Raw genomic sequence first — 24,547 nt, 5'->3', positions numbered from 1 at the left:
CATGCCAGCCCCCGCCCTCGACCAGTCGCACCAGCACGACTTCAACGAAAGCAACCCGCTGGCCGAGCGCAACACCCTGCGCGCGGTGGTGCTCACCGCGCTGATGATGGTGCTGGAGATCGCCGGCGGCTGGTACTTCAACTCCATGGCCCTGCTCGCCGACGGCTGGCACATGAGCTCCCATGCCCTGGCCCTGGGCCTGGCGTTCTTCGCCTACGTCGCGGCGCGGCGCCTGAAGGGCGACGGGCGCTTCGCCTTCGGCACCTGGAAGATCGAGGTGCTGGCCAGCTACAGCAGCGCCCTGCTGCTGCTCGCCGTGGCGGCGCTGATGCTGTTCGAGTCGGTCGCGCGGCTGCTCGCGCCCTCGCCCATCCACTACGCCCAGGCCATCGCCATCGCCGCGCTCGGCCTGCTGGTCAACCTGGCCTGCGCCTGGCTGCTGCGCGACCATCACGGTCATGACCACGGGCATGGCCATGATCACGATCACCAGCATGACCACGGGCACGCCCATGGCCACGACCTCAACCTGCGCGCCGCCTACCTGCACGTGTTGGCCGACGCCGCCACCTCGGTGCTGGCCATGGTCGCGCTGCTCGGCGGCATGCTCTGGGGCGCGGCCTGGCTCGACCCGCTGATGGGCATCGTCGGCGCGGTGCTGGTGGCGATCTGGGCCCGCGGCCTGCTGCGCCAGAGCAGCCGGGTGCTGCTCGACGCGGAGATGGACGCGCCGGTGCTGGAGGAAGTGCGCCAGGCCATCGCCGCCGGTCCCTACCCGGCGCGCATCACCGACCTGCACCTGTGGCGGGTGGGCAAGCGCAAGTACGCCTGCATCCTCAGCCTCAGCAGCGCCAGCCCGGCGCGGCCGGAGGACTTCAAGGCGCTGCTGGTGGAACACGAGGAACTGGCCCACGTGACGGTCGAGGTCAACCCGGCCTGAGATGCCGAGCGGTCTTTGACGGACGCAACCATCTGCGGCCTAATGCACGCCCCCGACCGCCACCGCCGACCATGTCCGAGAAGCCGTTTTCCGCCGCCCAGCACCGCGCCAGTACCCTGCACCTGCCGGCCGGGCCCTGGTCGACGGTGCTCGACTGCCTGTGCGCGCGCTTCCCGGCGATCCCCCGCGAGACCTGGCTGCAGCGCCTGGCCCGCGGCCGCGTGCTGGACGCCGAGGGCAAGCCGCTGGACGCCAGCACACCGCACCGCGAGGGCCTGCGCGTGCACTACTTCCGCGAGGTGGAGGCGGAAACGCCGATCCCCTTCGAAGAACGCATCCTGCACGTCGACGAACACCTGGTGGTGGTCGACAAGCCGCACTTCCTGCCGGTGACGCCCTCCGGCCAGTACGTCGAACAGACACTGCTGGCGCGCCTGGCCCGGCGCCTGGACAACCCGCTGCTGGTGCCGCTGCACCGCATCGACCGGCCCACCGCCGGGCTGGTGCTGTTCTCCGCCAACCCGGCCAGCCGCGCGGCCTACCAGGCGCTGTTCCGCGAGCGGCGCATGCACAAGCGCTACGAGGCGATCGCCCCGCCGCTGCCGCAGCTGGACTTCCCCCACGTGCGGCGCAGCCGCCTGGTGGACGGCGAGCCCTTCATCCTCATGCGCGAGGCCGAGGGCGCGATCAACAGCGAAACCCGCATCGAGGTGCTGGAGCGCCGCGAGCACTGGTGGCGCTACGCGCTCTACCCGGTGAGCGGCAAGCGCCACCAGTTGCGCGTGCACATGGCCGCCCTGGGCGCGGCGCTGCGCAACGATCCGCTTTATCCACAGCTGCTGCCGGAAGAGCAGCGGCGCAGCGACGACTATTCCCACCCGCTGCAGCTGCTGGCCCGGCACCTGGCCTTCGACGACCCGCTGACGGGCCGGCCGCGGCAGTTCGACAGCCAGTTGCAGTTGGACTGGTGAGCCGGGCCTTTCATCGATTTCATCAATAGTCGAAAGCAGGAAGTTCCATTTCCGTTGATGGTGGCCGTTGCGTTTTCATAGCTCCGTCCCCCACTGACGGAACGCAAGGAGCCCGCCATGAGCTATACCGCGAAGTCCTTCTCGGCGCTGGTCAACGCCCTGCGCGCCAACGGCATCACCCGCCCGGAGCAGATGGCCCGGCAGCCTTTCCGCAATGCCCAGGGCTACTGGTCGGCGGAGGTGAAGGCATGAACATGAACGCACGGCATGTTCTTCAATCGCCGTTGGGCGAGGATGGGTCGGTGTTGTTCTATCTGCTGGCGGTGGCCTGGTTGTTGTGTTCGGGGGTTTGAACGAGGGGGCCTCGTGAACCTTGCCCTCTCGCTCCTGCCCCACCCCCGTCATTCCCGCGAACGCGGGACGCGGCTCCATCGCGAACAGCGCTTGCGCTGGCCCGAAGGGGAATAACCCAGAGACTTTTGGGGTTGGGCTCGGTGTAGCGCGCCGCTCCGAGTGCGTTGATGTTTCTTGTTTCGCCCCCTCGGGCGAGTCCCTTTTGTCAAACGGTGGAAGGCCACCCCCGCAAAAAGGAACCAAAAAGGCTTGCCCCGCATACGGGCCCGACAGAGTCGGGCTACCCTCGCGAACTCCCCCGCCACGGAGGCCCGCCCCGAGGGTACGTCCCTAGCGCGGGTTTCGCTCGGCCTTCTGAAGGGGCGTTCCGGTGCGCTCGGAGGTTTCTCTGGAAATCCGTAGGGCGAATAACGCTCCGCGTTATCCGCCGTTTGGCCTTGGCGCCCGGCGGCTCCGGGGCTGGCCTGGGCGTTGGCTGGGGGCTTGGGTGTGGCGGCGGATAACCGCGAACGGTTATACGCCCTACGGTGGGCTTGGCGTATGGCGTTATCCGCCGAATCGCGGACGGAGTCCGCTCCTACGGTTACAGGGAAGCACGGGCGTAGGAGCGGACTTCGTCCGCGATCGGGTTCACCGGCCACGCCGAACGCCCCGGCCACACCAGCGCCCCGCCTCCGCTATTTCTTCAAACAACCACTCATGAACGTCTTGCGCTCGTCGCCCTTCAGCGCCTTGGCCGCGGCGTCCTTGTTGCACTGGGCCATCTTCTCCTGCTGCGGCGTCAGCTTCTTGCCGGTATCGCCGCCGCCGGCTTTCAGGCAGCTGCTCATGAAGGTCTTGCGCTCGTCACCCTTGAGCGACTTGGCGGTGGCGTCGGCGTTGCAGGTCTTCATCTTTTCCTGCTGGGCGGTGTTGGCGGCGAAACCCTGCACCGAGAACAACAGCGCACACAGCAGCAGGGGAAGGCGGAGCTTGATCATGGAGCGGTCTCCTCGAATGTTGATCGCTTCCTGAGCGTAGCCTGCTGTTACATTTGTGCGAACCCACCCGCTCTTCCCGCCCCCGGCTGACAGCGCCCCGCCAGCGGTTATAATCGCGCCTGCTATGCTTTTCCCGCATATCCCCCCATCAGCCACACGCCATCAGGAACACAGGTGACGAAAGACGAACTGCGCGCCGAACTGGAGCGCCAGGAACAGCGTTACAAGGATGTCTATGGCGGCGAGGTCACCCTCTACGCCGCCCAGCCCGACCCCGACAAGAAGCCCTGGCGCAAGCGCCCGTCCGTGCAGGACAAGGCCTTCGACCGGGAACTGGAGAAGATGCAGACCGACCTGCAGAAGGCCCAGCAACGCCAGGCCGAACAGGACGCGAACTGAGCCGCGGGGCCCCTCGAAAACGTTGCAGAGCATTGCCCGCAGCGCTGCAAGCCCCGTGCGACCGGGTGTCGCTGGATTCCGAGAATCGCTTCAGGTTTCAGACGACATCCTATCGCTTCTGGCATAATCGCCGCCCCGTCACCGACCGGTCACAGAAACTTCATGTTCGATCTCTTCAGCGGACTCGACCTCTGGGTAGGCATCAGCCTGGTGCTGGCGCTGGGCTTCGTCCTGGCCTTCGAGTTCATCAACGGCTTCCATGACACCGCGAACGCGGTGGCCACGGTGATCTACACCAAGGCCATGTCGCCCTACCGCGCGGTCATCCTCTCCGGCATCTTCAACTTCCTCGGCGTGCTGCTCGGTGGCGTCGGCGTGGCCTATGCCATCGTGCACCTGCTGCCGGTGGAACTGCTAATCAACGTCAACAGCGGCCACGGCCTGGCCATGGTGTTCTCGCTGCTGGCCGCGGCCATCGCCTGGAACCTGGGCACCTGGTACTTCGGCATCCCCGCCTCCAGCTCGCACACCCTGATCGGCTCGATCCTCGGTGTCGGCCTGGCCAACGCCGTCATCACCGGCGTGCCGCTGGCCGACGGGGTGAACTGGCAGAAGGCGATCGACATCGCCATGTCGCTGATCTTCTCGCCGCTGGCCGGCTTCTTCGTCGCCGCCCTGGTGCTGATCGGCCTGAAGTGGATGTACCCGCTGTCGAAGATGCACAAGACCCCGGAAACCCGCCGCGAAGTCGACGAGAAGAAGCACCCGCCGTTCTGGAACCGCCTGGTGCTGGTGCTCTCGGCCATGACCGTGAGCTTCGTCCACGGCTCCAACGACGGCCAGAAGGGCATCGGCCTGATCATGCTGGTGCTGATCGGCATCGTCCCCGCCAAGTTCGTCCTCGACCTCAACAGCACCACCTACCAGATCGAACGCACCCGCGACGCCGCCATCCACCTCAGCCAGTTCTACCAGCGCCACACCGACGTGCTCGGCGACATGCTCGCCCTGGGCAAGGGAGCCGACGGCGAGATGCCCGAGCTGTACCGCTGCGAACCGAAGCAGACCGAGTCCACCCTCAAGGGCCTGCTGAGCGACATCAAGGGCATCTCCAGCTACAACGAGCTGTCCGCCGACAGCCGCGTGCAGGTGCGCCGCTACCTGCTGTGCCTGGACGACACCGCGAAGAAGGTCGGCAAGCTCGACAGCCTGCCGGCGCGCGAGAAGGCCGACCTGGAGAAGCTGCGCAAGGACCTGACCAGCACCACCGAATACGCGCCCTTCTGGGTGATCATCGCGGTGGCCCTGGCCCTGGGCGTAGGCACCATGGTCGGCTGGAAGCGCGTGGTGCTCACCGTCGGCGAGAAGATCGGCAAGCAGGGCATGACCTACGCCCAGGGCATCAGCGCCCAGCTCACCGCCACCGCGGCGATCGGCATGGCCAACCTCTACAGCCTGCCGGTGTCCACCACCCACGTGCTGTCCTCGGGCGTGGCCGGCACCATGGTCGCCAACCGCAGCGGCCTGCAGGGCGGCACCGTGCGCAACATCCTGATGGCCTGGATCCTCACCCTGCCCACCTCCATGGCCCTGGCCGCCGGTCTGTTCTGGCTGGCCTCGCGCTTCTACTGACGGCCCCGCCGACGCCTGCCCCGCGCAGGCGTCGCCTGGCCATCCGGGCCTGACCTGAGCAGGACACGAGCGAATGCTGGCGACATGGATGCTGCTCGGTTGGCTGGCGGCCTGTGCCTACCAGGACCTGCGCCGCCGCAAGGTGGACAACCTGCTGACCCTCGGCGGCCTGGCCGCGGCCACCGCCTACCTCTACCTGCACGGCCACAGCCTGACCCAGCATTCCGTGGCGGCCGCCCTCGCCGCGGCGGCCCTGGGCCTGGGGCTGAGCCTGCCCGGCTACCTGCTCGGCAAGCTGGGCGCGGCGGACGTCAAGCTACTGGCCGCGCTGGGCCTGGCCAGCGACCCCGACACCCTGCTCTATAGCCTGGGCCTGGCCTGCCTGGCGACGCTGCTGCTGATGCTGGGCAGCAGGCTTTCGATCGATTCGCACAGGCTTCCGCAGCCCGTCGTGGCGCGGCTGAAATCCTTCGATGTCAGCCGTTCCAAGTCTTTTCCCTTCGTTTTCTCGATCTTTACCGGCTATCTGCTGCAACTGGCATTCACCTGAACGATGCCCGCGGGATCCGTCATTCTTTTCTGACGTCATTTTCCCATCGCAAAGCTAAAGTCCTACAGAAGACGGCCGATACAACCTGCCCACACCGTCGTTCCCGCAGGATGCTCTACCCATGCTTCGCTCGCTGTCCTTCGCCAAGAAGATCCTTCTGGCGGCCTCCCTCGTGGTGATCTTCGCCTTCGCCTGCTTCATCTTCTTCAACGACTTCCGCCAGAGCCGCGCCATCCAGGAGGACACCGAGTCCTACCTGCGCGAGGTCGGCAGCCTCACCGCCAGCAACATCCAGAGCTGGCTGGAAGGCCGCATCCACCTGGTGGAGATGGAAGCCGCGCAACTGGCCGATGGCGAGCCCACCGCCGAGCGCATCCAGCACGTGCTGGAGCAGCAGGTGCTGCAGCGGAACTTCGAATCGGTGTACCTGGGCGAGGCCGCCAGCGGCGTCTTCACCATGCGCCCCTATTCGCCCATGCCCGACGGCTACGACCCGCGCCAGCGCGGCTGGTACAAGGACGCCGCGGCCGCCGGCCGGCTGATCGTCACCGAGCCCTTCCTCGACGCCGGCACCAAGGAGCAGATCCTCGCCATGTCCATGCCGGTCATGCGCAACGGCCAGTTGGTCGGCGTGGCCGCCGGCGACATGAAGCTGCAGACCATCACCGCCATCCTCAACTCGCTGAAGTTCGACGGCGACGGCTATGCCTTCCTGGTCAGCGACGCCGGCAAGATCCTCCTGCACCCGGACGACGCGAAGGTGTTCAAGAACCTCACCGAGGTCTACCCGCATGGCGCCCCGCAGGTTCGCCCCGGGGTGCAGGAAGTGCAGGTCGACGGCCATACGCAACTGGTCTCCATGACCCGCGTCGAGGGCTTGCCGGGCGTGTCCTGGTACGTCGCCCTGGTGCTGGACAAGAGCGCCGCCTACGCCATGCTCAGCGACTTCCGCACCTCGGCGGTGATCGCCACCCTGGTCGCCATCGTCGCCATCATCCTCCTGCTGGGCATGCTGATCCGCGTGCTGATGCAGCCACTCACCGCCATGGGCCGCGCCATGCAGGACATCGCCCAGGGCGAGGGCGACCTGACCAAGCGCCTGGCGGTGCACAGCCGCGACGAGTTCGGCCTGCTGGCCGAGGCCTTCAACCGCTTCGTCGCGCGCATCCACGAATCCATCCGCGAAGTGGCCGGCACCGCGCGCCAGCTGCATGACGTGTCGCAGCTGGTGGTCAACGCCTCCAACTCGTCCATGGCCAACTCCGACGAGCAGGCCACCCGCACCAACAGCGTGGCCGCGGCGATCAACGAACTGGGCGCCGCCGCCCAGGAAATCGCCCGCAACGCCGCCGATGCCTCGCACCACGCCAGCGACGCCAGCCACCAGGCCGGCGACGGCCGCCAGGTGGTGGAGCAGACCATCAGCGCGATGAATCAACTGTCAGAGAAGATCAGCTACGCCAGCACCCACATCGAGGCGCTGAACAGCCGCACGGTGAACATCGGGCAGATTCTCGAAGTGATCAAGGGCATCTCCGAGCAGACCAACCTGCTGGCGCTCAACGCCGCCATCGAAGCCGCCCGCGCCGGCGAGGCGGGCCGCGGCTTCGCCGTGGTGGCCGACGAGGTGCGCAACCTGGCGCACCGCGCCCAGGAGTCGGCGCAGCAGATCCAGGGCATGATCGAGGAACTGCAGGTGGGCGCCCGCGAGGCGGTCAACACCATGGGCGAAAGCCAGCGCTACAGCCTGGAGAGCGTGGAAATCGCCAACCGCGCCGGCCAGCGCCTGGCCAGCGTGACCGGGCGCATCAGCGAGATCGACGCGATGAACCAGTCGGTGGCCACCGCCACCGAGGAGCAGACCGCGGTGGTCGACTCGCTGAACATGGACATCACCGAGATCAACACCCTCAACCAGGAAGGCGTGGAAAACCTCCAGGCCACCCTGCGCGCCTGCGCCGACCTGGAAACCCAGGCCGGACGACTGCGGCACCTGGTGGACAGCTTCCGTATCTGATCCGCCATCCATGAACAAGGCGCCTGCGGGCGCCTTTTTCATTTGCGTCCGGACGGCCATGCCCTGTGCTCTTCGTAGGAGCGAGCTTGCTCGCGAACACACTCCGCTGCCGGGCTCATTCGCGAGCAAGCTCGCTCCTACGAGAAGCCGTGCCCACCCGTAGGGTAGGAGCGGGGCATGGGCACCCGTAGGGCGTATAACCGTTCGCGGTTATACGCCGATACACCTCATCCACAAGCCACCTCCATGGCCAAGCCCGGAATGCGCGGAAACAGAGGTCCGGGCTCGACCGAACAAATGCCTGGAACCAAGGTCAAGCGGCGTATAACGCGGAGCGTTATACGCCCTACGCACGTCTCTGCCTTTCACCCTCCGACCGCTACCGTTCGTCCGCCTCGCTAAAGCTTCCTACGGAAAATGCCGACTTCTTGTCTGAAAGCCGCATCAGCCGGCGCTTCAGCCCCGGGCAAGGGCTTCCCGGCACAGGAGTGCCACCGGCCGCACGTCACCCGCGGGCGGCCCCCACCGCCGCCCCACCCGGCGCGCGGTCTGTAGTCCGGGGGCTCGGAACCATCGCCGAGGCCCCCAATCACTGGCCCCATCCCTGGATGCAAAAACAAGATGATGAAGAACCTGAAGTTCAGCCACAAAATACTGCTGGCCGCTTCTCTGGTGGTTTTCGCCGCATTCGCGCTCTTCACCCTGTACAACGACTACCTGCAGCGCAGCGCCATCCGCGCGGACCTGGAGTCCTACCTGCAGGAAATGGGTGAAGTCACCGCCAGCAACATCCAGAACTGGCTCAGCGGGCGCATCCTGCTGGTGGAACACACCGCCCAGAGCATCGGCCGCGACAGCGCGCCGGCCAGCCTCGGCGGCCTGCTGGAGCAGAAGGCGCTGACCTCGACCTTCAGCTTCACCTACCTCGGCCAGGCCGACGGCACCTTCACTATGCGCCCGGACGACAAGATGCCCGACGGCTACGACCCGCGCACCCGCCCCTGGTACAAGGACGCCCTGGCCGCCGGCGGCACCACCCTGACCGAACCCTACGTCGATGCCGCCACCGGCCAGCTGATCATCACCATCGCCACGCCGGCCCAGGCCGCCGGCAAGACGGTGGGCGTGGTCGGCGGCGACCTCAACCTGCAAGCCATCGTGCAGATCATCAACTCGCTGGACTTCAGCGGCATGGGCTACGCCTTCCTGGTCAGCGGCGACGGCAAGGTGCTGGTCGCCCCGGACAAGCAGCAGGTGATGAAGAACCTCAGCGAAATCTACCCGCAGAACACCCCGCGGATCGGCAACGGCTTCAGCGAGAGCGAACTCAACGGCGCCACCCGCATCCTCGCCTTCGCCCCGGTCAAGGGCCTGCCTTCGGTGAACTGGTACATCGGCCTGTCCATCGACAAGGACAAGGCCTATGCCATGCTCAGCACCTTCCGCACCTCAGCGGTGATCGCAGCGCTGGTCGCCATAGTCGCGATCCTCCTGCTGCTGGGCATGCTGATCCGCGTGCTGATGCAGCCCCTCACCGCCATGGGCCGCGCCATGCAGGACATCGCCCAGGGCGAAGGCGACCTGACCAAGCGCCTGGTGGTGCACAGCCGCGACGAGTTCGGCGCCCTGGCCGAAGCCTTCAACCGCTTCGTCGAGCGTATCCACGAGTCCATCCGCGAAGTGGCCGGCACGGCCCGCCAGCTGCATGACGTGTCGCAACTGGTGGTCAATGCATCCAACTCGTCCATGGCCAACTCCGATGAACAGGCCAACCGCACCAACAGCGTTGCCGCGGCGATCAACGAGCTGGGCGCCGCCGCCCAGGAGATCGCCCGCAACGCCGCCGATGCCTCGCACCACGCCAGCGACGCCAGCCACCAGGCCGGCGACGGCCGCCAGGTGGTGGAGCAGACCATCAGCGCGATGAACCAACTGTCGGAGAAGATCAGCTACGCCAGCACCCACATCGAGTCGCTGAACAGCCGCACGGTGAACATCGGGCAGATTCTCGAAGTGATCAAGGGCATCTCCGAGCAGACCAACCTGCTGGCGCTCAACGCCGCCATCGAAGCCGCCCGCGCCGGCGAGGCGGGCCGCGGCTTCGCCGTGGTGGCCGACGAGGTGCGCAACCTGGCGCACCGCGCCCAGGAGGCCGCGCAGCAGATCCAGGGCATGATCGAGGAACTGCAGGTGGGTGCCCGCGAGGCGGTCACCACCATGGGCGAAAGCCAGCGCTACAGCCTGGAGAGCGTGGAGATCGCCAACCGCGCCGGCCAGCGCCTGGCCAGCGTGACCGGGCGGATCAGCGAGATCGATGCGATGAACCAGTCGGTAGCCACCGCCACCGAAGAACAGACCGCGGTGGTCGATTCGCTGAACATGGACATCACCGAGATCAACACCCTCAACCAGGAAGGCGTGGAGAACCTCAAGGCCACCCTGCGCGCCTGCGCCGACCTGGAAAACCAGGCTGGACGACTGCGGCACCTGGTGGACAGCTTCCGTATCTGATCCGCCCTCCATGAACAAGGCGCCTTCGGGCGCCTTTTTCATGCACGGTGTCTGCACATGCGTAGGGCGTATAACCGTTCGCGGTTATACGCCGATACACCTCATCCACAGGCCACCTTCATGGCCAAGCCCGGAGTGCGCGGAAACAGAGGTCCGGGCTCGACCGTGCAAGGGCCTGGAACCAAGGTCAAGCGGCGTATAACGCGGAGCGTTATACGCCCTACGCTCCGTTCGCGATCCGTTCCCATGCCCAGCCCATCGCGGACGGAGTCCGCTCCTACGGCTCCAGGAAGCACGGCTTTTCGTAGGATGGCGTTGAGCGAAGCGATACCCATCACCGCAACCGCATGGGTTTCGCAAGCTCAACCCATCCTACGAAGAGCACCTCGGCGCAAGACAGTTGCTCCTACATCACCGGTTGGCAGCGATTTTCGCAGGAGCGAGCTTGCTCGCGAACAAACGCGGTGCCATGCGGTTCGCGAGCAAGCTCGCTCCTACGAAGAGCATCGCGGCGCCGGCTGTAAGCGATATGCCCACCTACCGCCGCTTGCCCCCCAGCAGCGAGCCCATCAGCCCGCGCACCAGCTCGCGGCCGATCTGGTTGGCGGCCTGGCGCACCACGGTCTTCATGGTCTGGCTGGCAAGGTTGCCGAGAATTTCCCCGGCCATGCTGCCCAGGCTGCTGCCGGCGTCGGCCTTGGTTTCGCTGGGCGCCATCTTGTCGTCGGTGCGGCCGGTCAGGCGTTCGTAGGCCGATTCGCGGTCGATCGGCTTGTCGTAGCGACCGGCCAGCGGCGAGGTACGGATGATCTGCGCACGCTCGGCGTCGGTCAGCGGGCCGATGCGCGATTGCGGCGGGGCGATGGCCACGCGCTGGACCATGGCCGGCGTGCCCTTCTCTTCCAGGGTGCCCACCAGCGCTTCGCCGATGCCCAGTTCGGTGAGCACCTTCAGGGTGTCGAACGCCGGGTTCGGGCGGAAGCCGTCGGCCACCGCGCGCAGGGATTTCTGCTCCTTAGCGGTGAAGGCGCGCAGGCCGTGCTGGATGCGCAGGCCGAGCTGGGCCAGGACGTCGTCCGGCAGGTCGCTGGGCGACTGGGTGACGAAGTACACGCCCACGCCCTTGGAGCGGATCAGCCGCACCACCTGCTCCAGGCGGTCGTGCAGGGCCTTGGGCGTGCCGTTGAACAGCAGGTGCGCCTCGTCGAAGAACAGCGCCAGCACCGGCTTGTCGGCGTCGCCGCGCTCGGGCAGTTGCTCGAACAGTTCCGACAGCAGCCAGAGCAGGAAGGTGGCATAGACCTTGGGCGCCTCGTGCACCAGCTTGCTGGCGTCGAGCAGGTGGATGCGCCCGCGGCCGTCGGAATCCGGGCGCAGGATGTCTTCCAGCTGCAGCGCCGGTTCGCCGAAGAAGGCCTCGGCGCCCTGCTGCTCGAGGGTCGCCAGGCGCCGCAGCAGCGCCTGGGACGAAGCGCCGGTGAACAGCGCGCGGTCGTCGCCGAGCACTTCCGGGTGGTCCTTGAGGTAATTGAGCAGCGCCTTGAGGTCCTTCAGGTCGAGCAGCAGCAGGCCCTGCTGGTCGGCCACCTTGAAGGCGGCGAAGAGCGCGGCCTGCTGGCTGTCGGTCAGCTCCAGCAGGTTGCCCAGCAACAGCGGGCCCATCTCGCTGAGGGTAGTGCGCAGCGGGTGGCCGCTGTGGCCGGCGACGTCCCACAGGCTCACCGGGTAGGCCTTGGCCTGGTAGCCCAGCCAGGGCATCGAGGCGATGCGCTCGGCCACCTTGCCCTGCGGGTTGCCCGCCGCGCCCAGGCCGCAGAGGTCGCCCTTGATGTCGGCGGCGAACACCGCGATGCCGGCATCGCTGAAGCTCTCGGCCAGGTGCTGCAGGGTCACCGTCTTGCCGGTGCCGGTGGCGCCGGCGATCAGGCCGTGGCGGTTGGCCAGCTTCCACGGCTGGCTGACGGGCTGGCCATCGGGACCGGCGCCGATGATGAGTTGGTTGCTTGCTGACATCCTTGCTCCCCTGGTGAACGGAAGGTCACCCGGCAAGACTGGCGCTTCGCGCGCCCGAGCGCAACGGCGCCGAAGCGCTTTTCAGCCGCGGGCCTCGTCGACGCGGAAGACGTGCTTGAGGTAGCGGCCGAAATTCTCGTCGTTGCATTGCATCTTGCCCGGGGTATCGGAGATTTTCGCCACCGGTTGGCCGTTGCAGGCGGTCATCTTCAGCACGATGTTCATCGGCTCGACGCCGGGGATGTCGCAGGTGAAGTGGGTGCCGATGCCGAAGCTGACGTCGATGCGCCCGCGCAGCGAGCGGTAGATGTGCAGCGCGCGCGGCAGGTCGAGGCCGTCGGAGAACACCAGGGTCTTGCTGCGCGGGTCGATGCCGAGGCTCTCGTAGTGGGTGATGGCCTTCTCCGCCCAGACCAGCGGATCGCCGGAGTCGTGGCGCAGGCCGTCGAAGAGCTTGGCGAAGTACAGGTCGAAGTCGCGCAGGAAGGCGTCCATGGTGATCACGTCGGTCAGGGCGATGCCCAGCTGGCCGCGGTACTCGCGGACCCAGGCGTCCAGCGCGGCGGCCTGGCTGTCGATCAGCCGCGGGCCGAGCTGCTGGTGGGCCATCAGCCATTCGTGGGCCATGGTGCCCAGCGGCTTGAGGTCGAGCTTGCGCGCCAGGTGCACGTTGCTGGTGCCGACGAAGCGCCCGGGGAAGCTCGCCTTCAGCTCGCGCACCACGCATTCCTGCACGGCATAGGAGAAGCGCCGGCGGGTGCCGAAGTCGGCCATCTTGAAGCCGGCCAGTTCCTCGGCGCTGGCCTCGCGGCGCAGCCAGTCGAGCTTGTCGCTCAGGCGCTCGCGCACCAGCTCCAGGGTCACCTGTGGATAACGCTGCAGGTTGCGCGCCTCGCTGATGCTCGCCAGCACCGGCACCTCGAAGAGGATCACGTGCAGCCAGGGGCCTTTCAGGCGCAGGAAGAACTCGTCGTTCTCGATGCCGGTCTGCACGTAGCGCATGTTGAAGCGGAACAGGCCGAGGAAGCGGATGAAGTCCGGCTTGAAGAAGGGAATGCGTTCGAGGAAGGCCAGTTGCTCGCTGCTGAAGCTCAACCCGGCCAGCGCCTCGATGCGCTCGCGGATGCGCGCCAGGTATGGGCGCAGGTCTTCGCGGTTGCGGCAACGGAACTCCCACTCCACCTCGACGTTGGGGTAGTTGTGCAGCACCGCCTGCATCATGCTCAGTTTGTAGAAGTCGGTATCCAGCAGGTTCTGCACGCCGAAGGGGGTGAATGCGGACTCAGCCATGCTCGCCTCTCGCTTGTCGTCAGCTTGCAGTCTAACGGGATGTGTTCGGCAGGCGGCAGAAAAAACCCTGATGAGGGGGGATGCTGTGCATTTGGGGTGGAGCCTGTTGGTGGTTTCGGGGCTGGGTTCAAGAGCGCCCTCTCCCCAGCCCTCTCCCTGAAGGGAGAGGGAGCTGTCCGGAGTGGCCTGGAAGTCAGGCACCATCCTTCCACCTCGTCATTCCCGCGAACGCGGGAACCCAGAGACTTTGGGTTCGCGAGCAAGCTCGCTCCTACGAAGAGCAAAAGCAAAAGCGCGTTTGCTCTTGGGACTTCCAGAGAAACATCCGCGCACTCCGAAACGCCCCTTCAGAAGGCCGAGCGAAACCCCCGCTCAGGAGGTCATGCGACATGGATGTCGCGAGAGCCCCGCGGGCTACAGGGACGTACCCTCGGGGCGGGCCTCCGTGGCGGGGGAATTCGTGAGGGTAGCCCGGCTCCATCGGGCCCGTATGTCGGGGCAAGCCTTTTTGGTTCCTTTTGTGGCGTTTGACAAAAGGGACTCGCCCGAGGGGGCGAAACAAGAGACATCCGAGCACTCGGAGCGGCGCGGTACACCAAGCCCCCAAGTCACTGGGTTCCCGCGTTCGCGGGAATGACGGGGGTCAGGCTGGGTGCAAGGGGACCAAGGTTCACAAGCGATAGCCTCATCCCATATGAAAAATGCCGTTTCCCCCATGGAGAGAAACGGCATTCTTTTCTTAACGCCCGGAATTCCCCGCCGTCGCGGGCTCAACGTGGCGCGCTGACACCACCCTGCGACATGCCAAAGAGGAACAACAGCAGATCGTGGTCCGGCCGCGCCGCCTGTTTGGCCTGCACATTCGCCGGCACACGGCAGCTGGCCTGCTCGCCATGGGAGCCGATCACCTCGGGACCCGGCTCATGCCAGGCAGCCGCCGCCAGCGTTGCCACGCCCAAGGCGCCAACGAGGAGCAAACTTCGTGTGATTTCTAGTTTCATGTCTGCAACCCTTTGATGGCGCTGCCAAACGCCGCCTCGTAACCATAGACAAAGGCTTGCCACTGCGCTTCCGTCCACGACGAACGGCGTTTCACCTGGCGCAGGTCGTGGCGGGCCGCGCGGCGGGCGCTGAAGCGCTGGCGGGCTTTTTCCATGTCGATCAGGGCGACGTCGATCTGCTCGCCCTCGACCTTGACGAAGACATGCTTGAGGTACAGGCAGCCATGCTGCCAGCGGCCCAGGTTGAGCCTGGCGAGGGTCTTGCCGTACTGCTGCAGGATGCGCTGGTGCACGGCCTCGCCCCAGCGCTCGTGGTCGCCGCGGGCGTAGCAGTCTTCCAGGCTCGAATAGCCGTCCAGCGACTCGGTGACCAGCAACGCCTGCCATTCGCCGTCCACCTTGCGGCAGCCGGCGTAGACCAGGGTCGGCACCTTGACGCCCAGGCTCGCGGCGGCCTGCAGCGCATCGCGCTCGCGGATGGCGGTCGGGTAGCCGAAGGGGTGCAGCAGGTCGCGGTAGATATGCCCGACCTGCTGCTTGCGATAGAGCAGGCGGCCATCGTCGGTCAGCACGCGCTGGACCCCGCTTTCGCCGCCCCGCCGCCGATTCGGCTCCTCTACCCATTTGCCGGGAATCTGCAACCAGCGATCGATGGCATCTTCACCGGAAATTCGCTGCAGAGCTGCCAAATCAGCGCCCATCATTACTCCTTACGCAGAATGTAGACCCGCCACATGTGCACCAGCGGGACGAAATCGATATGGTCCTGCACCGAGAAACCGGCCTGGCGGAACTCCTCCTCGATGCTGCGGGCAGGAATCACGAAGCGGTTCTGGTACGCGTGCTTCTTGCGCCCTTCCTCGGCGCGACGACGTTTCCAGGCCTTGAAGTTGCCGTCGACCCACAGCGAGAGGATCACGCTGTCGCGGGTCACGCGGTGGAACTCGCGCAGCATGGTCATGCGGTCGCTCGGTTCACCGATGTGGTGCATCAGGCGCATGCTGAAAATGCTGTCGACGGCGTTGTCCGGCAAATCGATGGCGAACGCCGAAGTCTGCAAAGGTCGCACGCGTTTGACAACCTCCTCCGGCTGGCCGGCGCAGGCCACGGCGATCATGTCGGCGGAATTGTCCGCGCCGATGATCACCCGGTTGTCCTTCTCGGCCAACATCGGCCAGAAGCGACCGGCGCCGCACGGCAGGTCCAGCACCAGGTTCGGCTGGCCGGCCAGCTTGAGCGCCTGGCGGGCGATCTGGACATCGCGCCAATGGGAAAGTTTCCGGGACAGCCCACTGCGATGCTTGCGCAGGTAGCGCTCGGCATGCTGACGGTCGTATTTCTGGGAAAACTCGAGCTCGACGGGCTTGTCGCTCATGATGGGGTTCCTGCTCATTTTTTATACGAAACTAAGGGTGATTCTGTATCCATGCGGTCATGCGCATGTGAAAAATTCGTCAAGGCTCGCCCACCAGGCGAACCTCGAAACGGCATCCGTGCGGTTGCGCCGGCGTGAGGCCGACTTCCCAGCCTTCCGCCGCGCAGATCCGCTTCACCAGCGAAAGGCCCAGGCCAAGGCCCTCGCCGCGCTGTTGCGGGCCGCGGACGAAGGGCTGGAACATGCGTTCGCGCTGTTCCTCGGGGATGCCCTGACCGCTGTCCTCGACGACGAAACCGCTGTCGGTCAATTGCAAGCGGATATGTCCGGCGTCCGTGTAGTGCATGGCGTTGCGCAACAGGTTGCTCATCACCGAGCGCAGGAAAGCCGCGTTGTATTCCTCCGGCGGCACTCCCCGCACCTCGTAGATCAGCTGCAGCCCCTTGGCCTCGATGGGCCCGCGCCATTGCCCGGCCAGGTCGTCGGCGATGCGCTGCAGGCCGGCCCGCGGGGCGATGTCCAGTTCCTTGGTGCGCGAGCGCGCCAGCATCAGGAAGGTCTGTACCAGGTCGCGCATTTCCTCGCTGGCGGTAGTGATCCGCGCCAGCTGGGTGCGCGCCTTCGGGCTCAGGCCCGGCTCCTCGGCAAGCAGCTCGCTGCTGGTGGCGATCACCATCAGCGGCGTGCGCAGCTCGTGGCTGACGTCGCTGGTGAACAGCTTCTCGCGGGTCAGCACCTGGTGCAGTTGGCCGATCGCATAGTCGAAGGCCTCGGCCAGTTCGCCGACCTCGTCGTGGGCGTAGTCCGGCGCCAGCGGCGGCGCCAGGTCCAGCAACTGGTCGCGGTGGCGCACCTGGCGCGCCAGGCGCACCACCGGCTCCATCACCTTGCGCGAGAGCAGCCAGCCGAGCAGGCCGGCCAGCGCCAGGCTGAGCACGTAGCCGGTCACCACGGCGGCGTACAGCACCTGCTCGCGCGCCTCGAAATCGCTCTGGTCCTGCAGCAGCACGTAGCGGCGGCCGTCGGTGTCGCGCACCAGCGCGTGGAACGACAGCTCGCCGTCGAACACTTCGTGGAAGCCCGACTCCAGGCGCCGCAGCGCCGGCGGCATGGCATAGATGCCGACGCCATCGCTGACGAAGAAGCGCATGCCCGGGTCCAGCCGCGGGCCCCTGCCGCTGTGCAGGTCCTCGTTGATGATGCGGTCCAGTTCGCCGCCCAGGTCACGGGAGATCAGGCGTTCCTCGACCACGTGCACCACGCCGACGATGCTCAGCGAAAACAGGCCGCCGACCAGCGCGGTCATGAACACGAAGGCAAAGACGATCCGGCGGGAAAGGCTCTGCCTATACTCCATTCGTTTCCTCCGCCAGGCGGTAGCCGACACCATGGACGGTGTGCAGCAACGGCAGGGCGAAAGGCTTGTCGATCACCTGGCGCAGTTGATGGACGTGGCTGCGCAGGCTGTCGCTGTCCGGGCAGTCGTCGCCCCAGACGGCTTCCTCGAGTACGTCGCGGCGCACCACGTGGGGGCTCTTCTGCATCAGCACGGCCAGCAGCTTGAGGCCGATGGGGTTGAGCTTGAGCGCCTTGCCGGCGCGGTTCACTTCCAGGGTGTCGAGGTTGTAGCTCAGGTCCGCCACCTGCAGCTCGCGGCGGCCGCCGCCCTGGGTCCGGCGCAGCACCGCCTCGATGCGCGCGGCCAGCTCCGACAGGGCGAAGGGCTTGAGCAGGTAGTCATCGGCGCCGGAGCGGAAGCCTTGCAGGCGGTCATCCAGTTGGTCGCGGGCGGTCAGCATGATCACCGGGGTGTCGCGCCGCGCGTCTTCGCGCAGGCGCCGGCACAGGGTGAAACCGTCCAGGCCGGGCAGCATCACGTCCAGGACGATCAGGTCGTAGTGCGCGGTGGCCGCCAGGTGCAGGCCGGACAGGCCGTCCTGCGCGCAATCCACCGTGTAACCCTTGAGCCCCAGGTAATCCGCCATATTGGCCAGGATGTCCCGATTGTCTTCCACCAACAGAATCCGCATGTTCCTCTCCGCTTTGCAGGGCACCCTAGACTAGCTCGCTTAATTGGAACTTAAGCGTCTTTGACGTTTTTTTCACAAAGCGCCAGGCCGCGCCAGCCGGGGCGTGAAGGGGATCGCGGGAGAGGTGTCGCGAAGAGTCGCGGGGGCGAACTCGCAGCGCCCCCGCGGCGGTTCATCTGCCTATCAGCCAGTTGCCGGTGAACAGGCCGAGCAGGGTCATCGCCAGGGAGCCGCAGACATGCACGGCGACCGCGCCCATGGCCCAGGCCAGGCGGCCTTCCTGCAGCAGGGTGACGACCTCGGCGGAGAAGGTCGAGAAGGTGGTCAGGCCGCCGCAGAAGCCGGTGATGATCAGCAGCCGCCACTCCGGGGCGATGCCCTGGGCGCTGGCGAAGTAGGCGACGGCGACGCCGATGATGTAGCCGCCGATCAGGTTGGCGGCCAGGGTGCCGGGAGGGACGTTGGGCATCAGGCTGTTCAGCTTGAGGCCGAGGTACCAGCGCAGCAACGCGCCGATGGCGGCGCCGAGGGCGATGGCGAGAACGGGTTTCCACATGATCCTGTCCTTGAGGGGCTTTCGGACAGGCCGCAGGCGAACGCCTACGCGCCTGGTCCAGGTGAATGCGTAGGCATCATCAGCCACGGGGAGCGGTTGAAGGAGGAATGCCATCTCCTGCGCGGCACATCTTGGCACAAAGGGCCGGAAACGAAAAAGCCCCGCCGAAGCGGGGCTTTTTCTCAGCCAGGGGCCGGGAGGCTTACATCATGCCGCCCATGCCACCCATGCCGCCCATGTCCGGCATGGCCGGAGCGGCCTTGTCGTCCACCACTTCGGCAACCATGGCCTCGGTGGTGATCATCAGGCCGCCGATGGAGGCAGCGGCCTGCAGGGCCGAACGGGTGACCTTGGCCGGGTCCAGGATGCCCATCTCGATCATGTCGCCGTAGACACCGGTAGCGGCGTTGAAGCCGAAGTTGCCGGAGCCTTGCTTGACCTTGTCGACCACCACGCTCGGCTCGTCACCGGCGTTGGCGACGATCTGGCGCAGCGGGGATTCGACGGCGCGGCGCAGCAGGGCGATGCCGACGTTCTGGTCTTCGTTGTCGCCCTTCAGGCCTTCGATGGCCTGCAGTGCGCGCACCAGGGCCACGCCACCGCCGGGGACCACGCCCTCTTCCACCGCAGCGCGGGTAGCGTGCAGGGCGTCTTCGACGCGGGCTTTCTTCTCTTTCATCTCGACTTCGGTGGCAGCGCCGACCTTGATCACGGCAACACCGCCGGCCAGCTTGGCCAGGCGCTCTTGCAGCTTCTCGCGGTCGTAGTCCGAGGAGGTCTCTTCGACCTGCTTGCGGATCTGGGCGACGCGGGCCTCGATGTCGGCCTGGGCGCCGGCGCCGTCGATGATGGTGGTGTTTTCCTTGTTGATGGAAACACGCTTGGCGTTACCCAGGTGCTCCAGGGTGGCGCCTTCCAGGCTCAGACCGACTTCTTCGGAGATGACGGTACCGCCGGTCAGGACGGCGATGTCCTGCAGCATGGCCTTGCGGCGATCGCCGAAGCCCGGGGCCTTGACGGCGGCGACCTTGACGATGCCGCGCATGTTGTTGACCACCAGGGTGGCCAGGGCTTCGCCCTCGACGTCCTCGGCGACGATCAGCAGCGGACGGCCGGCCTTGGCGACAGCTTCCAGCACCGGCAGCATTTCGCGGATGTTGGAGATCTTCTTGTCGACCAGCAGCAGCAGCGGGTTTTCCAGCTCGGCCACCATGGTGTCCGGCTTGTTGATGAAGTAGGGCGACAGGTAGCCGCGGTCGAACTGCATGCCTTCGACGACGGACAGTTCGTTTTCCAGGCCCGAGCCTTCTTCGACGGTGATAACGCCTTCTTTACCGACCTTGTCCATGGCTTCGGCGATGATCTGGCCGATGGATTCGTCGGAGTTGGCGGAGATGGTGCCGACCTGGGCAATGGCCTTGGAGTCGGTGCACGGCTTGGCCAGGTCTTTCAGTTGGGCGACGATGGCGATGGTGGCCTTGTCGATGCCGCGCTTCAGGTCCATCGGGTTCATGCCGGCGGCAACGGCCTTCAGGCCTTCGTTGACGATGGCCTGGGCCAGGACGGTGGCGGTGGTGGTGCCGTCACCGGCGGCGTCGTTGGCCTTGGAGGCAACGTCTTTCACCAGTTGGGCGCCCATGTTCTCGAACTTGTCCTTCAGTTCGATTTCCTTGGCAACGGACACGCCATCCTTGGTGATGGTCGGTGCGCCGAAGGACTTGTCCAGCACCACGTTGCGGCCTTTCGGGCCGAGGGTGGCCTTGACGGCATCGGCCAGCACGTTCACGCCGACCAGCATTTTCTTGCGAGCGGAATCGCCGAATTTGACTTCTTTAGCAGCCATGTTCTGTTTCCTCTAAATCGAATTCAGTGGGGTTGGGGCGGACTGATCAGTCTTCCAGGACGGCGAGGATCTCGGACTCGCCCATCACCAGCAGTTCTTCGCCGTCGACCTTGATGGCGTTGCTGCCCGAGTAGGGGCCGAACACCACCTTGTCACCCACTTTCACTGCCAGAGCGCGAACTTCGCCGTTGTCCAGCACGCGGCCGGCACCGACGGCGACCACTTCGCCACGGTTCGGCTTCTCGGCGGCGGAACCCGGCAGCACGATGCCGCCTGCGGTCTTGGTTTCTTCCTCGCTGCGACGGATGACGACGCGATCATGCAGAGGACGAAGCTTCATAGTCGTAACTCTCCCAAACAGTGGTTTACAACGGCCGGATCAGTGTCCGGCAGGTTTTGTTGAAGCCGGCTTCGCCGGTTTGCGGCCCGACGGGCGAGCCGCGTAAGACAGCCTGTCCGAATGACAGGGACCTTGCGGTGCCTGCTACATGAGGTCGTCGTGGGGCATTTCAAGGCCGTGAAGAAAAAATTTTCAGCGCAGGCGATCGTTGTCGCGGCGTTCGAACTCGCCCTCGATCACGTTCGGCCCTTGCGGGCCGCGGGATTGCGCCGACGGGTCGCCGGCGAAGGCGCGGCGCCGCTCTTCCTGCTCGCGCATGCGCCGGCGCAGGCCGCCCAGCAGCAGGCTGCGGGTGAATGGCAGCAGGCAGAGCAGGCCGAAGACGTCGCTGATGAAGCCCGGCAGCATCAGCAGGGCGCCACCGACGGCGATCAGCAGGCCCTCGAGCATTTCCTGCTCGGGCATCTCGCCGCGGGCCAGGCGCTCGCGGGCGCGCCACAGGGTGGCCAGGCCGGCCACGCGCAGCAGCGCCGCGCCGAGGAAGGCGCTGGCGACCAGCAGCAGCAGGGTCCAGCCCACGCCGATGACGCTGCCGACCTTGATCAGCACGGCCAGTTCGATCAGCGGGAAGAGCAGCAGGAAGAACAGGGTAACTCGCATTTCAGGGGTCCTTGGCGGGGCGTCGGCCCGGATATTCAGTAGTTGGCGCCGACACCCGCCTATTTCAAGCCTGGATCACCTCGTTGCCCGGCCAGGCCTGCGCCCGCGCCAGTTGCACCAGCGCCTGGCGAACCTCGCCGGGGTTGGCGCAGGGCGCCGGGAACGGCAGCCAGTGGAGGATGGAGCCGACGCGCAGGTGGAAACCTTCCGTATCGATTCCCACCAGTTCCGGGGCCTCGCCCACCGGCAGGCCGGCCAGCTCCAGGTAATGCGCGATGGCGTTGGCGTGGTCCTGGTTCATGTGCCCGACCATGCTCCGCTCCACCTCGCCGACGAAGGGGTTGGCCAGCGGCACGCTGTCGGCGCCCAGCCAGTGGATGTCGCCGAAGCCGCCGATGAAGCGCCACTGCACCGGCTGCAGCACCCAGAAGTCGAAGTCGTGGGCCGTGTGGTAGTCGCGCGAGCCGGGGAAGAAGCGGTAGTAGCGCTCCGCCGCGGCCTCGATCTCCTCGACGTCCTCCAGTTGCCGGGCCTCGGCCAGCAGGGTCAGGCGGCCGGCGGCCTGGATGTCGTCGGCGCCGCGCTCGCCGACCAGCAGCGAGCACTTGGCGTCGGCCTGCAGGTTGTGGGTGTGCTGGGCGATCCGGCTGATCAGGATCAGCGGCCGGCCGGCGCCGTCCAGGCAGTATGGGACCACCGAGCCGAAGGGGTAGCCCGGCCACTTCTTCGACTGGGTGGAAAGCACTGCCCGGTATTCCTTGAGCAGCAATTCTCGGGCATTCTTGGCAGCTTTCACGCTCACCTTATGACTCCTCGCTAAGAATCCGTCGCAAACGGACGGGCACAGAAAATTCGTTCACCGTTGCCGGCGAGGCCAATCACTCGACATTGCCGTGGGGATTCCAACCATGCAATTGCAAGACAAGGTCATCATCATCACCGGCGGCGGCCAGGGCCTGGGCCGCGCCATGGGCGAGTTCCTCGCCGCCAAGGGAGCGAAACTGGCGCTGGTCGACCTGAACCAGGAGAAACTGGACGAGGCCGTCGCCGCCTGCAAGGCCGCCGGCGGCGACGCCCGCGCCTACCTGTGCAACGTGGCCAACGAGGAACAGGTTAGCCACATGGTGGCCCAGGTGGCCAGCGACTTCGGCGCCATCAACGGCCTGGTGAACAACGCCGGCATCCTGCGCGACGGCCTGACCATCAAGGTCAAGGACGGCCAGCTGAGCAAGATGAGCCTGGCCCAGTGGCAGGCGGTGATCGACGTCAACCTGACCGGCGTGTTCCTCTGCACCCGCGAAGTGGCGGCGAAGATGATCGAGCTGGACAACAAGGGCGCGATCGTCAACATCTCCTCGATCTCCCGCGCCGGCAACATGGGCCAGGCCAACTATTCCGCGGCCAAGGCCGGCGTCGCCGCCGACACCGTGGTCTGGGCCAAGGAACTGGCGCGCTACGGCATCCGCGTGGCCGGCGTGGCGCCGGGCTTCATCGAGACCGACATGGTCGCCAGCATGAAGCCCGAGGCCCTGGAGAAGATGACCAGCGGCATCCCGCTCAAGCGCCTGGGCCGCCCGGACGAGATCGCCCACTCGGTGGCCTACATCCTCGAGAACGACTACTACACCGGCCGCGTGCTGGAACTGGATGGCGGGTTGCGTCTGTGATTCCGTCGTGCTGACGAAAAAGCCCCGCTGATGCGGGGCTTTTTTGTTGGGGGTGCTTTTTTGTAGGAGCGAGCTTGCTCGCGAACAGGGCTTCCGGGGACTTTGGCGCCAAGACTGAGAGCACCCTCTCCCTAACCCTCTCCCTGAAGGGAGAGGGAACCGTTGGGCAGATGCTGATAGTTCGGCGTTAGCCGGCTAGCACAGTGATTACCGACTGAAACCATACCTTCTCTCGGCACGGACAACCCCCCTCTCCCTTCAGGGCGGGGCGCGCAGCCGAGGGCTGGGGAGAGGGCGCTCTAGAACCCAACACCGCAGCCGCCGGCGAGCCCCTTTCGCGAGCAAGCTCGCTCCTACGAAAAGCCTGCCTACCACCCCACCCCGATCCCCAGCGTATAGCGCCGCTGGTTCACCCCGCCGTCCTCGGCGCTCAGGCGGTCCCACTCGCCCTTCAGGCTCAGGGCCGCCCAGGAGGTCAGCTTGTAGCGGACGCCCGCCTCGCTCTCCACCTCGTAGTCCACCTTCGAAGACAGCGGCTTGCCCACCTCGCCGTTGGTGAAGATCTCGAACTGCTTGGCGAACAGGTAGCGGTTGTAGTCCCACTTCACGCTCGCCGAATAAAAGTGGTCCTTCTCGCCGCCGACGAAGTCGTAGTCGTTGCGGTTGACCAGGGTGGCCAGGGAGAAGGCGCCCAGCTCGTTGTCCCAGAACTGGTAGCCGGGGCCGGTACCGACGGTGCGCTTCTTCTCCAGGTCCTCGACCCAGTCGCGCTTGTATTCCACCTTGCCCTGCCAGAACCAGTGCTCGTCCAGGAAGCGGTCCAGGGCGTATTCGGCGGAATAGTTGTTGACGCTGACCGAGTCGTCCTTCTTCTCGCGGTTGTACTCGCCCTGCAGGTTGTGCCGCCACATGCCGTGGCGGGCGTTGGTCTTGAAGTCGACGTCGTAGTCCTCGACGTCGTTCTCGGCCATGGTGTGGTCGACGGAGAAGTCCACCTGGCCCTTCCATACCCAGTCCTGCAGCAGCGGGCGCGGCGGCACTATCTGCTCGATGCTGGCCAGCGGTATCGTCTCCTCGGCGCCGTTGACCAGGGTGACCTTGCCCGGCTCGGCGGCCTTCAGGCCCTTGGAGTGCTCGCCGGTGGCATCCTCGTCGTGCTTGACCAGCAGGTTCTGCTCGGTCTGCAGGGTGGCGATCTTGTCGCCGGTCAGGGTGACCTCGCCGGCATAGTCGGTGGCCAGCACCAGGCGGCCCCCGTCGTAGAGCTTGATCTTGCCGGTCAGCCGGTCACCGTTCTTCAACCAGACGGTATCGGCCAGGGAAGTCAGGGGAGCGGCGGCGACGGCAAGGCACAGTAGGGTTCTCGACAGCATGAGCGGCATTCAATTCGGATGGCTGGAAAAAAAGCCGGGCATTAT

At 66.1% G+C, this 24,547-nt stretch carries 23 protein-coding genes, 1 pseudogene and 1 riboswitch; of the genes and pseudogenes, 10 read left to right on the top strand and 14 right to left on the bottom strand.

What is annotated here, in order from left to right; all coding sequences use genetic code 11:
- The first annotated feature begins 1 nt into the window (after position 1).
- The 3 genes from dmeF to ACTWJ5_RS06270 all read left to right on the top strand — a co-directional run bounded on the left by dmeF (position 2) and on the right by ACTWJ5_RS06270 (position 2,163).
- A complete protein-coding gene (gene dmeF / locus ACTWJ5_RS06280; RefSeq protein WP_444437810.1) occupies positions 2-940 on the top strand; it encodes a CDF family Co(II)/Ni(II) efflux transporter DmeF in 939 nt (312 codons plus the stop codon).
- Positions 941-1,011: 71 nt separating this feature from the next.
- A complete protein-coding gene (locus ACTWJ5_RS06275; RefSeq protein ID WP_444437808.1) occupies positions 1,012-1,911 on the top strand; it encodes a pseudouridine synthase in 900 nt (299 codons plus the stop codon).
- 117 nt (positions 1,912-2,028) lie between these two features.
- Complete coding sequence (locus ACTWJ5_RS06270) at positions 2,029-2,163, top strand: hypothetical protein (RefSeq protein WP_009618002.1); 135 nt, start codon at positions 2,029-2,031, stop codon at positions 2,161-2,163.
- Positions 2,164-2,942: 779 nt separating this feature from the next.
- On the opposite strand, the gene ACTWJ5_RS06265 is transcribed toward ACTWJ5_RS06270, so the two are convergent.
- Positions 2,943-3,245 carry a PsiF family protein gene (locus ACTWJ5_RS06265; protein ID WP_009618000.1) on the bottom strand — a complete coding sequence of 101 codons (303 nt, stop codon included), beginning with the start codon at positions 3,243-3,245 and terminating at the stop codon, positions 2,943-2,945.
- 174 nt (positions 3,246-3,419) lie between these two features.
- Here ACTWJ5_RS06265 and ACTWJ5_RS06260 point away from each other — a divergent pair, with 174 nt between their 5' ends.
- From ACTWJ5_RS06260 to ACTWJ5_RS06235, 6 genes and pseudogenes are all read left to right on the top strand, one after another.
- Positions 3,420-3,644 (top strand): hypothetical protein, encoded by a 225-nt coding sequence (locus tag ACTWJ5_RS06260; RefSeq protein WP_074982948.1) that lies wholly within the window; start codon positions 3,420-3,422, stop codon positions 3,642-3,644.
- 162 nt (positions 3,645-3,806) lie between these two features.
- Positions 3,807-5,276: an inorganic phosphate transporter gene (locus ACTWJ5_RS06255; protein WP_074982946.1), complete on the top strand. Its 1,470-nt coding sequence runs from the start codon at positions 3,807-3,809 to the stop codon at positions 5,274-5,276.
- Positions 5,277-5,349: 73 nt separating this feature from the next.
- The gene (locus tag ACTWJ5_RS06250; RefSeq protein ID WP_074982944.1) at positions 5,350-5,826 is read left to right on the top strand and encodes an A24 family peptidase; all 477 of its coding nucleotides are present in this window, start codon (positions 5,350-5,352) and stop codon (positions 5,824-5,826) included.
- Between the two features lie 121 nt (positions 5,827-5,947).
- Positions 5,948-6,940, top strand: a pseudogene (locus tag ACTWJ5_RS06245) (cache domain-containing protein); the annotation flags it as partial.
- Between the two features lie 138 nt (positions 6,941-7,078).
- Entirely contained in the window at positions 7,079-7,843 is a 765-nt protein-coding gene (locus tag ACTWJ5_RS06240) for a methyl-accepting chemotaxis protein (protein ID WP_444439543.1), read from the top strand.
- Positions 7,844-8,464: 621 nt separating this feature from the next.
- The gene (locus ACTWJ5_RS06235; RefSeq protein WP_444437805.1) at positions 8,465-10,354 is read left to right on the top strand and encodes a methyl-accepting chemotaxis protein; all 1,890 of its coding nucleotides are present in this window, start codon (positions 8,465-8,467) and stop codon (positions 10,352-10,354) included.
- 537 nt (positions 10,355-10,891) lie between these two features.
- On the opposite strand, the gene ACTWJ5_RS06230 is transcribed toward ACTWJ5_RS06235, so the two are convergent.
- From ACTWJ5_RS06230 to ACTWJ5_RS06175, 12 genes are all read right to left on the bottom strand, one after another.
- On the bottom strand, positions 10,892-12,367 hold the full coding sequence (locus ACTWJ5_RS06230; protein WP_069861808.1) for a helicase HerA-like domain-containing protein: 1,476 nt from the start codon (positions 12,365-12,367) through the stop codon (positions 10,892-10,894).
- Positions 12,368-12,448: 81 nt separating this feature from the next.
- The gene (pncB, locus tag ACTWJ5_RS06225) at positions 12,449-13,657 is read right to left on the bottom strand and encodes a nicotinate phosphoribosyltransferase (RefSeq protein ID WP_253391506.1); all 1,209 of its coding nucleotides are present in this window, start codon (positions 13,655-13,657) and stop codon (positions 12,449-12,451) included.
- A gap of 770 nt (positions 13,658-14,427) precedes the next feature.
- On the bottom strand, positions 14,428-14,658 hold the full coding sequence (locus tag ACTWJ5_RS06220) for a hypothetical protein (RefSeq protein ID WP_009617982.1): 231 nt from the start codon (positions 14,656-14,658) through the stop codon (positions 14,428-14,430).
- Entirely contained in the window at positions 14,655-15,359 is a 705-nt protein-coding gene (locus ACTWJ5_RS06215) for a lipopolysaccharide kinase InaA family protein (protein ID WP_074977817.1), read from the bottom strand. The genes ACTWJ5_RS06220 and ACTWJ5_RS06215 overlap by 4 nt, the downstream gene beginning before the upstream one ends.
- Before the next feature lie 2 nt (positions 15,360-15,361).
- Positions 15,362-16,033, bottom strand: a complete 672-nt coding sequence (locus ACTWJ5_RS06210; protein WP_009617980.1) for a class I SAM-dependent methyltransferase — start codon at positions 16,031-16,033, stop codon at positions 15,362-15,364.
- Positions 16,034-16,112: 79 nt separating this feature from the next.
- The gene (locus tag ACTWJ5_RS06205; protein ID WP_074977814.1) at positions 16,113-17,390 is read right to left on the bottom strand and encodes a sensor histidine kinase; all 1,278 of its coding nucleotides are present in this window, start codon (positions 17,388-17,390) and stop codon (positions 16,113-16,115) included.
- Entirely contained in the window at positions 17,380-18,063 is a 684-nt protein-coding gene (locus tag ACTWJ5_RS06200; protein ID WP_009617976.1) for a response regulator transcription factor, read from the bottom strand. The genes ACTWJ5_RS06205 and ACTWJ5_RS06200 overlap by 11 nt, the downstream gene beginning before the upstream one ends.
- A 172-nt stretch (positions 18,064-18,235) precedes the next feature.
- A complete protein-coding gene (gene crcB, locus ACTWJ5_RS06195; RefSeq protein ID WP_074977812.1) occupies positions 18,236-18,619 on the bottom strand; it encodes a fluoride efflux transporter CrcB in 384 nt (127 codons plus the stop codon).
- Between the two features lie 63 nt (positions 18,620-18,682).
- A riboswitch (Fluoride riboswitch) is annotated at positions 18,683-18,746 on the bottom strand.
- 75 nt (positions 18,747-18,821) lie between these two features.
- Entirely contained in the window at positions 18,822-20,462 is a 1,641-nt protein-coding gene (gene groL, locus ACTWJ5_RS06190; RefSeq protein ID WP_074977810.1) for a chaperonin GroEL, read from the bottom strand.
- Between the two features lie 46 nt (positions 20,463-20,508).
- Complete coding sequence (locus ACTWJ5_RS06185; RefSeq protein WP_009617968.1) at positions 20,509-20,802, bottom strand: co-chaperone GroES; 294 nt, start codon at positions 20,800-20,802, stop codon at positions 20,509-20,511.
- A 192-nt stretch (positions 20,803-20,994) separates the two neighbouring features.
- On the bottom strand, positions 20,995-21,462 hold the full coding sequence (locus ACTWJ5_RS06180; protein WP_074977807.1) for an FxsA family protein: 468 nt from the start codon (positions 21,460-21,462) through the stop codon (positions 20,995-20,997).
- A 64-nt stretch (positions 21,463-21,526) separates the two neighbouring features.
- Positions 21,527-22,264 (bottom strand): HugZ family pyridoxamine 5'-phosphate oxidase, encoded by a 738-nt coding sequence (locus ACTWJ5_RS06175; protein WP_444437798.1) that lies wholly within the window; start codon positions 22,262-22,264, stop codon positions 21,527-21,529.
- A 106-nt stretch (positions 22,265-22,370) separates the two neighbouring features.
- Between ACTWJ5_RS06175 and ACTWJ5_RS06170 the strand changes: the two genes are divergently transcribed.
- Complete coding sequence (locus ACTWJ5_RS06170; protein WP_074977803.1) at positions 22,371-23,129, top strand: SDR family oxidoreductase; 759 nt, start codon at positions 22,371-22,373, stop codon at positions 23,127-23,129.
- Positions 23,130-23,497: 368 nt separating this feature from the next.
- Here ACTWJ5_RS06170 and ACTWJ5_RS06165 read toward each other — a convergent pair whose 3' ends face one another.
- On the bottom strand, positions 23,498-24,502 hold the full coding sequence (locus tag ACTWJ5_RS06165) for a DUF481 domain-containing protein (RefSeq protein ID WP_064582111.1): 1,005 nt from the start codon (positions 24,500-24,502) through the stop codon (positions 23,498-23,500).
- Positions 24,503-24,547 lie beyond the last annotated feature (45 nt).

Source organism: Pseudomonas sp. A6 (genome assembly GCF_052367875.1).
GTDB classification, from domain to species: domain Bacteria; phylum Pseudomonadota; class Gammaproteobacteria; order Pseudomonadales; family Pseudomonadaceae; genus Pseudomonas; species Pseudomonas citronellolis.
The sequence above is the reverse complement of the archived record's forward strand: the minus strand, read 5'-3'. Positions and strand labels throughout refer to the sequence as shown.

What these genes read in the sequence shown, in the direction of transcription:
- ACTWJ5_RS06240 (WP_444439543.1), top strand. Translation starts at nt 7,079, where the DNA reads ATGGCCAACTCCGACGAGCAGGCCACCCGCACCAACAGCGTGGCCGCG.
- ACTWJ5_RS06185 (WP_009617968.1), bottom strand. Translation starts at nt 20,802, where the DNA reads ATGAAGCTTCGTCCTCTGCATGATCGCGTCGTCATCCGTCGCAGCGAG.
- groL (WP_074977810.1), bottom strand. Translation starts at nt 20,462, where the DNA reads ATGGCTGCTAAAGAAGTCAAATTCGGCGATTCCGCTCGCAAGAAAATG.
- ACTWJ5_RS06230 (WP_069861808.1), bottom strand. Translation starts at nt 12,367, where the DNA reads ATGTCAGCAAGCAACCAACTCATCATCGGCGCCGGTCCCGATGGCCAG.
- ACTWJ5_RS06210 (WP_009617980.1), bottom strand. Translation starts at nt 16,033, where the DNA reads ATGAGCGACAAGCCCGTCGAGCTCGAGTTTTCCCAGAAATACGACCGT.
- ACTWJ5_RS06265 (WP_009618000.1), bottom strand. Translation starts at nt 3,245, where the DNA reads ATGATCAAGCTCCGCCTTCCCCTGCTGCTGTGTGCGCTGTTGTTCTCG.
- ACTWJ5_RS06250 (WP_074982944.1), top strand. Translation starts at nt 5,350, where the DNA reads ATGCTGGCGACATGGATGCTGCTCGGTTGGCTGGCGGCCTGTGCCTAC.
- ACTWJ5_RS06270 (WP_009618002.1), top strand. Translation starts at nt 2,029, where the DNA reads ATGAGCTATACCGCGAAGTCCTTCTCGGCGCTGGTCAACGCCCTGCGC.
- ACTWJ5_RS06275 (WP_444437808.1), top strand. Translation starts at nt 1,012, where the DNA reads ATGTCCGAGAAGCCGTTTTCCGCCGCCCAGCACCGCGCCAGTACCCTG.
- ACTWJ5_RS06165 (WP_064582111.1), bottom strand. Translation starts at nt 24,502, where the DNA reads ATGCTGTCGAGAACCCTACTGTGCCTTGCCGTCGCCGCCGCTCCCCTG.
- ACTWJ5_RS06215 (WP_074977817.1), bottom strand. Translation starts at nt 15,359, where the DNA reads ATGGGCGCTGATTTGGCAGCTCTGCAGCGAATTTCCGGTGAAGATGCC.
- ACTWJ5_RS06205 (WP_074977814.1), bottom strand. Translation starts at nt 17,390, where the DNA reads ATGGAGTATAGGCAGAGCCTTTCCCGCCGGATCGTCTTTGCCTTCGTG.
- ACTWJ5_RS06220 (WP_009617982.1), bottom strand. Translation starts at nt 14,658, where the DNA reads ATGAAACTAGAAATCACACGAAGTTTGCTCCTCGTTGGCGCCTTGGGC.
- ACTWJ5_RS06200 (WP_009617976.1), bottom strand. Translation starts at nt 18,063, where the DNA reads ATGCGGATTCTGTTGGTGGAAGACAATCGGGACATCCTGGCCAATATG.
- ACTWJ5_RS06170 (WP_074977803.1), top strand. Translation starts at nt 22,371, where the DNA reads ATGCAATTGCAAGACAAGGTCATCATCATCACCGGCGGCGGCCAGGGC.
- ACTWJ5_RS06255 (WP_074982946.1), top strand. Translation starts at nt 3,807, where the DNA reads ATGTTCGATCTCTTCAGCGGACTCGACCTCTGGGTAGGCATCAGCCTG.
- dmeF (WP_444437810.1), top strand. Translation starts at nt 2, where the DNA reads ATGCCAGCCCCCGCCCTCGACCAGTCGCACCAGCACGACTTCAACGAA.
- pncB (WP_253391506.1), bottom strand. Translation starts at nt 13,657, where the DNA reads ATGGCTGAGTCCGCATTCACCCCCTTCGGCGTGCAGAACCTGCTGGAT.
- crcB (WP_074977812.1), bottom strand. Translation starts at nt 18,619, where the DNA reads ATGTGGAAACCCGTTCTCGCCATCGCCCTCGGCGCCGCCATCGGCGCG.
- ACTWJ5_RS06235 (WP_444437805.1), top strand. Translation starts at nt 8,465, where the DNA reads ATGATGAAGAACCTGAAGTTCAGCCACAAAATACTGCTGGCCGCTTCT.
- ACTWJ5_RS06180 (WP_074977807.1), bottom strand. Translation starts at nt 21,462, where the DNA reads ATGCGAGTTACCCTGTTCTTCCTGCTGCTCTTCCCGCTGATCGAACTG.